This window comes from Trinickia mobilis (assembly GCF_017315705.1).
In the GTDB taxonomy this organism is placed as follows: domain Bacteria; phylum Pseudomonadota; class Gammaproteobacteria; order Burkholderiales; family Burkholderiaceae; genus Trinickia_A; species Trinickia_A mobilis.
Window position 1 is genome coordinate 1 of the sequence record NZ_JAFLRF010000083.1, and the last position, 6,794, is coordinate 6,794.

The 6,794-nt window shown below is 61.1% G+C and carries 5 protein-coding genes and 1 pseudogene; 2 read left to right on the forward strand and 4 right to left on the reverse strand.

Annotated elements, in window-relative coordinates; all coding sequences use genetic code 11:
• Positions 1–1,024: 1,024 nt before the first annotated feature.
• The gene (xerC, locus tag J3489_RS36615) at positions 1,025–2,056 is read right to left on the reverse strand and encodes a site-specific tyrosine recombinase XerC (protein WP_207005677.1); all 1,032 of its coding nucleotides are present in this window, start codon (positions 2,054–2,056) and stop codon (positions 1,025–1,027) included.
• The gene (locus tag J3489_RS36620; protein WP_207005678.1) at positions 2,049–5,174 is read right to left on the reverse strand and encodes a CHC2 zinc finger domain-containing protein; all 3,126 of its coding nucleotides are present in this window, start codon (positions 5,172–5,174) and stop codon (positions 2,049–2,051) included. Before J3489_RS36620 ends, xerC begins: the two co-directional genes overlap by 8 nt.
• A 134-nt stretch (positions 5,175–5,308) precedes the next feature.
• On the opposite strand from J3489_RS36620, the gene J3489_RS36625 reads away from it, so the two are divergent.
• Both J3489_RS36625 and J3489_RS36630 read left to right on the forward strand, forming a co-directional pair.
• A complete protein-coding gene (locus tag J3489_RS36625; RefSeq protein WP_242540600.1) occupies positions 5,309–5,650 on the forward strand; it encodes a helix-turn-helix domain-containing protein in 342 nt (113 codons plus the stop codon).
• 78 nt (positions 5,651–5,728) lie between these two features.
• The gene (locus J3489_RS36630; RefSeq protein ID WP_207005680.1) at positions 5,729–5,965 is read left to right on the forward strand and encodes a SymE family type I addiction module toxin; all 237 of its coding nucleotides are present in this window, start codon (positions 5,729–5,731) and stop codon (positions 5,963–5,965) included.
• A 44-nt stretch (positions 5,966–6,009) separates the two neighbouring features.
• On the opposite strand, the gene J3489_RS36635 is transcribed toward J3489_RS36630, so the two are convergent.
• A complete protein-coding gene (locus J3489_RS36635; protein WP_207005681.1) occupies positions 6,010–6,207 on the reverse strand; it encodes a hypothetical protein in 198 nt (65 codons plus the stop codon).
• Positions 6,204–6,794, reverse strand: a pseudogene (locus J3489_RS38210) (hypothetical protein); the annotation flags it as partial. The gene J3489_RS36635 and the pseudogene J3489_RS38210, both read right to left, overlap by 4 nt.

The window sequence follows — 6,794 nt, forward strand, 5'->3', positions numbered from 1 at the left end:
GGCGCCACCTGATTATTCTCCGCTTCTCTATCACCCGACTCGCGCGCCGTTGTCGAAGCCGAGTTTTCCCCGACGCTTCAACCACTTGCAAACCCGTTTTCGCTGACGGGCTCCCCCTGCCGCAACTTTTTGCCCCGACGCGGGTTTTCGCCTCGGGACGCAAGTCTGCCAGAGGACGCACTCCGCTCATCTCAATTTGCAGCTTCAGCCCGCCGGGTTTGACGGCGGCCGAAGGCCGACGGCAAACCCGGCGGAACAGGGCGCGTGCAAACCACCGCTCCACTTCCGCGCGGACCTGCGTGAATCGCAGCTCGACGGCAAACGCGGCGGCACCCGGCCGCCGCGCTGCGCTACCGCTTAGCAATACTGCTCAGGATGCGTGACACTCAACCAACGCCGCGCGCAGCAACGCCCACCCACGCCCGAACCCGTCAAGGCCGCGCAACGCGCGCCCGTAGGGCTTGGCCTTGACGGCGATGGTTGTTCACGCTCGGCACTGCGGTGCAAGACGACTCCGCGGCTTGCACCGCATGCACAACCGCGCTTTTGCGTTTGGGGTTGTTTTCCGCCGTCAGGCGGCTAACTGGGGAGCCCCTTGGGGGCGGACGGGGAGGCGGGCTGCGAGCACGTGCGGAGGCCCGCAAGGGCCGCAGCCGCGCGCAGCAGACTGCCGGGCGGGCGGGGCTCAACCTCTTCGCGCTGCGCGCGCTGACTCTGTCTTTCTCGTACTCCACGCCTTGGCCGCGCATGCGGCCCCCGACTTCTTCATGCGCGCATCGCGCGCCACACTCGGGCCGGGGGCGCCAGACATAACGCAAATTAGCGAAGGCCGGCAGGCCTGAGCCGCAGCAGCCCTTCGCAATCTGCTGGCTCAGGCCTGCCGGCCTTCGCTAATTTCCGAGCGTTATGTTAAATCGCCCGGCCCGCAGGGACGGGCGATTTACCCCCGGCCCTTCGTACACTCCGGCCGCTAGGCCGCTGGACTTTACTTAGCCTTCGGGCCGCCAGGCCCGCACACTTTTAATCAGCCCTCGCGCCTTGGCTCGGCGTCGATGGCCGCATCCCCCTTCTTCACGTCCCGTTCAAGCCGCGCCGGGTGCGTCGCCGTGTGAATCTCCTTTAACGCCCGGATCGCCACCTGCGTATACACCTGTGTCGTGCTCAAATCCGCATGCCCCAGCATCGCCTGCACAAACCGAACATCCGCACCGTTCTCCAACATCAGCGTGGCCATCGCATGCCGAAACAGATGACACGATCCGCTCTTTTCCATCCCCGCAGCACGGATATATCCGCTCACCAGCGTGCTCAGTTGCGTCGCCCCCAACGGCCCGCCGTGAGTCGTCAGAAACAGCGTGCGCTCTTCCGGCGACGGCATCAGTTCCGCCCTCGCTTCATCCGCGTACTTCCTCACCCACGCCAGCGCGCGCTCGCCTATCGGCACCAGACGGTCACGGTACCCCTTGCCCTGACGCACCATCAGCGTGCCCCGCTCGTAATCCACGTCTTCCAGCTGCAACCCGATCATCTCCAGACGCCGGATTCCCGTGCTGTAAAACGTCTCCAACATCGCCCGGTCGCGCAAGCCCAACAGCGTGCCAACATCCGCACCGTTCAGAATCCGCTCTACCTCGCTCGCCGACAGAATGTGTTTCGGCAAACGCTTCTCCCGCCGCGGCATCTCCAGGTCCGCCGCCGGATTACTCAAGATCCGGTGCTGCCGAACCTGCCAACTGAACCACACCTTCAACGTGACCAACCTCTGTATCTGACCATGACCAGACAGCGGCCCCTTCGGCGTGCGATACAGGTGCAAATGCCGCTGATACCGCTCCAGCACCGGACGCGTGACTTCCTGCGGATACGTCAGCCCACGTTCATCGCACCATTCGATGAACTTACGCAAATGCGCCTCCTTCGTGCGCAACGTGCGCTCGCTGTAGCGCCTCACCTTCAACCAATCCAAGTGCCGCACCATCTCGTGATACAGGCTCTGCGCATCGTCGGCCGGACCGATCACCCCCCACGGCGTGCCCGCCTGACGCTTCTTATTCATCGTTCATGCCCTCCCGAACCATAACGGCTGACTGAACAACGCGGGCTAAAGAAGGACCCACAGACCTCTCCCCGATACACGCGTTTTCATCTACCTCGACCGGTTCCGCCGCTACGCCTTGCTCCATATGGCTTGACGCCGGATCAACCGCCCCCGACCGAGCCACGGCCAGGGGCCGACCATCTCCCGACCGGTCAGCGTTTTGCCCCGACCCGTTGGCATCGTTGTTCAGCGAATCAGGATCGAACAGCCCCATCAAGTGCGGTTTGCCATCGTCCACGCCGTCATAGCGCAACTCGTATTCGTGCGTGAGACCCCGCAAACCACGATGCGCGAGCACATATTCAAGCTCGACCAAGCGCGCCAGATGCACCTTCAGTTGCGTATCGCCCCAGCGCGTCGCCTCGCGCACGTCGCGCCGTGTGAAGCGGAATTCGCTCTGTTTCTGCGCGGTGGCCGCGCACCGCTCGTTGACCCACGCCTGCACCATCGTCAACAGCCGCCGCGTCTGCGGCGGCAACTCGTCCAGCGTGCGCCCCAACACCTCATGCGCAATCCGGTTCGCCAACGCAATATCGGCCTTCGTCACTTCGATATACGTCAGCGTCTCGCCGCGATGTGTAACCGTTTTCTGTGGCCTTTGATACTGATGCAACAGCGCAATCGAGCGAATCAGCGTCAGGTACTTCATGTGGTCGCGCCGCATGCGCGTCTTGTCGTCCATGAACGTCAGTTGCTCGGCGTAGGGATTGACCACATGCACGGGCTTCAACAACCTTTGCGCGTTCCGATGCAACTCAACGATGTGCTGCTTATCCGTCTCGGCCAGCAACCCCTCCAACGTCTGCTTGGCCCGCTGCCGCGCGTGGATCTCGCGCGTCTGCTCGCGGCTCTCGTTGATCGTCAACACCAGACACCGATTGAGCAATTCCTCGTCAACGTCAATCGCAGTCGTCGTCAGCATCAGCATCACCGGCCCCTTCACCGTGTATTGCTTGGTCACGAGATTGCCGCTCGCCTCGTCCTTGCCCGTGCTCGCGATCGTCAACTCGCCATCGGACTGCAACAGCTTCAACGCATACGCCGCTTGCCGCACGCCTTCCTCTTCGGCAATCGCCAGAATCTTGTGCTGCAAATCCGTCTCGCCCAGGTAGAACAAGCTCTGGCCCGTCATCGCGCTGTATTGAATCCGCTCCTCGTCCGGCATCAGATCGAGCACCGCGTCCATGAGAGATGACTTACCCGCCGCGCTCGAACTCTGGATCAGCACCGCCAGCGGCGCATCCAGCTTGCGACTCACGGCAGCAAGGTAGCCAGCAAGCAGGTTCGTGCGCTCGCCAACCACCCCACAGCGCGCCATATCCGCCTCAAGCCGCGCGATCAATTCCGGCGACTTCAACCAATCCAGCGCCGCCGCGTGCTCGAGCGCATCGAGTCGGATCTCCGTTTCCTTCGGCGCCAACGTCTGCCGGATCGCCTCGTCTTGCAACGTCTCCAGCTTCAACAGAATCCGCCCGAGATCGCGCTTGAGCGTGTCCTCCTGAGAACCGAGCTCGATGGCCGCCGCCTTCAAATACAAGCCTCGCGCCTTCGCGCTGTATACGTCCAACGTATCGACGTGGTACGCGCTATCTACACCCTGGCGCCGTACCTGCGCATTCACGCGCATCTGCTCAGGGCCGAGGTTCTTTTGCCAGCCGCGTATGCGCCATGCCCGTTCTCCGAACGTGAACAGCAATTCGCCGCTGGCGCTTTCCTTCACGTCCAGCGCCTCCACCGTCTCCAGCGCGAGCGCGGCGGGCAGCGGCGGCGTCTCCGGTTGTGCTTTCGCCCTATCACCATCGGCCGACTTGACCAGCGCATCTTCTTCTTTAGCCGCCTCCACTGCGGCTGGCTTCGCCGATTCGCTCAGCTCAGCTGTGGCGGCTAAAGAAGAGGGTGGTTTTGCGTTCGTCACTTCTTCAACGGGCATCGACTCAGCCACCGCCGCAACCGCGGGCCGCTTGCCCTTGCCAATCCACTCGGCTTGCTGCAACAGCACGCCCAAACTTTTCTCAGCGGGTGCCACCTTGCGCGCATAGTCGTTCGCATCCATCCCCTTCGGGAACAACACCCGCCATGTTTCGATCCCCGCCTCGCGCAACTCAGTTCCCAACTTGTCCGCCGCCGCGTTGCCCGCATCGTCCCGGTCATACGCGATCCATACCCGCGCCGCACCGTGCCGTTTCAACGCGTTCCAGTGGTCTTGCGTGAACCCGTTCACCCCAAACGCCGCGATCACGTTGCGATACCCCGCACACCAGAACGTCAACGCATCAATCAGCGCCTCGCACACGATCACCTCGCGGCTCGCGATGAGCGCCGCCTCGTTCCACACCCCCGAGAGCGGCAGCGACAGATACAGATGCTTCGGCTGGCTCGCCGGAATCTTGTGACCCGGTGCAATGCGCCGCCCGTACATCTGCCGCACCGCCCCCGTTTCCAGATCGAACACCGGCACCACCAAGCACCCGTTCAAATGCTCATGGCCCGACTCGCGATACACCCCCACGCGCTGCAACTTCGTGCGCACCTCGCGGCCTTCCTTCACATGGCCCGGCGCCAGCCGGTACGTCAGGCTCTTGTTCGCATACCCAAGCCGGAACGTATCGATCACCTCGCCATGTACCAAGCCCCGCTGCGTCAAGTACGCCTGTGCCTCCGGGCTTTGCTTCAAGCTCCCGTGGTACGTGTCGGCCACCTGCGAGAGCAGCGCCAGTTCATCCGCATCGGCGGCCAAGGTCGGCAAGTGCCGCACCCGCGAGAGTTGCACCCCAACCTTGTCCGCCCCCGGCAACGGCGCATCGTTACGCAGTAACTGCACCGCGTGCGGCAGTGAGACGCCTTGGGTTTTCATCACCCAATCCAGCACCGTGCCCGACGCCCCGCAGCCGAAGCAGTGGTACACGTTCTTCACCTCCGACACCGACAGGCTCGGCGTGGCCTCCTCATGGAACACGCAGCGCATCACCCAATCCTTGCCGCGCTTCTTCAGCTCGTGGCCCTGCGACTCGATCAGCCGCAACAGCGACACCTCGCGCTTCAAGCGTTCCAGTTCGGCATCGGGTATCCGAGGCATGAATCCGTCCTTTGGCTAAAAACCTGTCAAGAATCTCTTGTTCTGTATTTTAGTGTCTAGTATGCTACCAATGTCAAGTTTGAAGTTTTCGCGGGGATACGATCGTGGCGTTCTCGACTCACTGGTTTTCTACTATGAGCATCGCCGCACGACTCGTTGCCCTACGCAAGCAGAAGGGCCTGACCCAGCAGGCGCTGGCCGATTCCATCGGCCTGCATATCACACAGATCAAGCGCTACGAAGCCGGTACCTCGCAACCGTCCTTGGAGGCTATCAAGAAGATCGCCAAGACCTTGCGTGTTACCACCGATTCTTTGATTTTTGAGGAGGAGGAATTGGACGCCGACGCCGATCTAACTATGCAGTTTCAGGCTATCGCCAACATGCCCAAGAAGCAGCAGTCCGTTATCAAGCAACTGCTCGAAGGCATGATCATCAAGTACGAAGCCGAACGCTGGTCGTCTAAATTGAAGTGACGTATACGAAGCGCGGGCAGTGAGTGCGCCAACACTCACCGCCCGCTGACCACCACCAACTCATACAAGGAGTTGATCATGGCTGACGCCAATCTTAAACCACGTCCAGCACGCCCACGCATTCGCGACAGCATCGGCGTGACCTTGCGCGATTTGCCCGACTACGGCGCGTCAAACCCGCCAGCGCCTTTCATTCCATGGATGCAGATCGCCGACCTCTGGCTCAAACACGCAGGCTTCTCGCCGGGGCAGCGCATGCGCATCGCCTTCGATTTCCGAAACCACTGCCTCTCCATCTCACCTGAGTTCGAGTAACAAACCCACAAACAGCAAACCCGGCCGCAGCCGGGTTTGCTCTGTCATGCGGATTTGACCGTACTTACAGCGTCAATCCAGTCTTTCCACTGAGCCGGATCCGCCGGCTTTCCGTCGCTCATCAACTGAATATCGCTCAACACATCAGCCAGCTCCCCGCCACCACCTCTATCGTAGTAACGATCCAAAAACACAAACATCGCCTTAAATGCTTCTTCTAAGGTAATTTGCTCTGCCATCATTTACTCCATCCGGGCTTGGTCGGTGAAGCTAGCCCTGTTGCCGGATCAAATGAACGAGGAGTCTCGTTAATACCACCGTTTGTTACCACACCGTTCCTCATCTCGACCCATACTTGAGAACCGTCAGGGCGAATTTCTGCCGCCCACGTTTTCCCATACTTATCAGGCGACCCCAGTATCGCATTCGGGTTATTTGCAACATCCAACAGAATTTTTCTGTTCTCGGGCGTATCAGCAATATGCCCCTCTTCAGGGCGGAAGATATGATTTACGCGGCGCTCATCAATTTGAACTGATGCCGCCCCTGAATCTGACCTGTCTTTACCTACAGCCGTCGTGATGTAATCGACCAGCCCCTGAGCCTGATCCGGAATGATCGCCGTGATCCAGTCATTCACGGTCTTGGCGTCCGGCATCGGATAGATCAGCGACCCACTCGGTTTGATCGTAGGATCGAGCTGCGTTGCGTTGTCGACAATGACCCCGTCGCCCTTGGCCGTTGCCTCGCCCGTGTAGCCCGGCAGCTTGATCAGTCCAGCAAGCCACCCAGGAACCGGCGCCATCGGCGCCACCTGATTATTCTCCGC

Bases quoted from the DNA above. Each gene is read 5' to 3' on its own strand.
- xerC (WP_207005677.1), bottom strand. From the start codon at position 2,056: ATGAATAAGAAGCGTCAGGCGGGCACGCCGTGGGGGGTGATCGGTCCG.
- J3489_RS36620 (WP_207005678.1), bottom strand. From the start codon at position 5,174: ATGCCTCGGATACCCGATGCCGAACTGGAACGCTTGAAGCGCGAGGTG.
- J3489_RS36625 (WP_242540600.1), top strand. From the start codon at position 5,309: ATGAGCATCGCCGCACGACTCGTTGCCCTACGCAAGCAGAAGGGCCTG.
- J3489_RS36630 (WP_207005680.1), top strand. From the start codon at position 5,729: ATGGCTGACGCCAATCTTAAACCACGTCCAGCACGCCCACGCATTCGC.
- J3489_RS36635 (WP_207005681.1), bottom strand. From the start codon at position 6,207: ATGATGGCAGAGCAAATTACCTTAGAAGAAGCATTTAAGGCGATGTTT.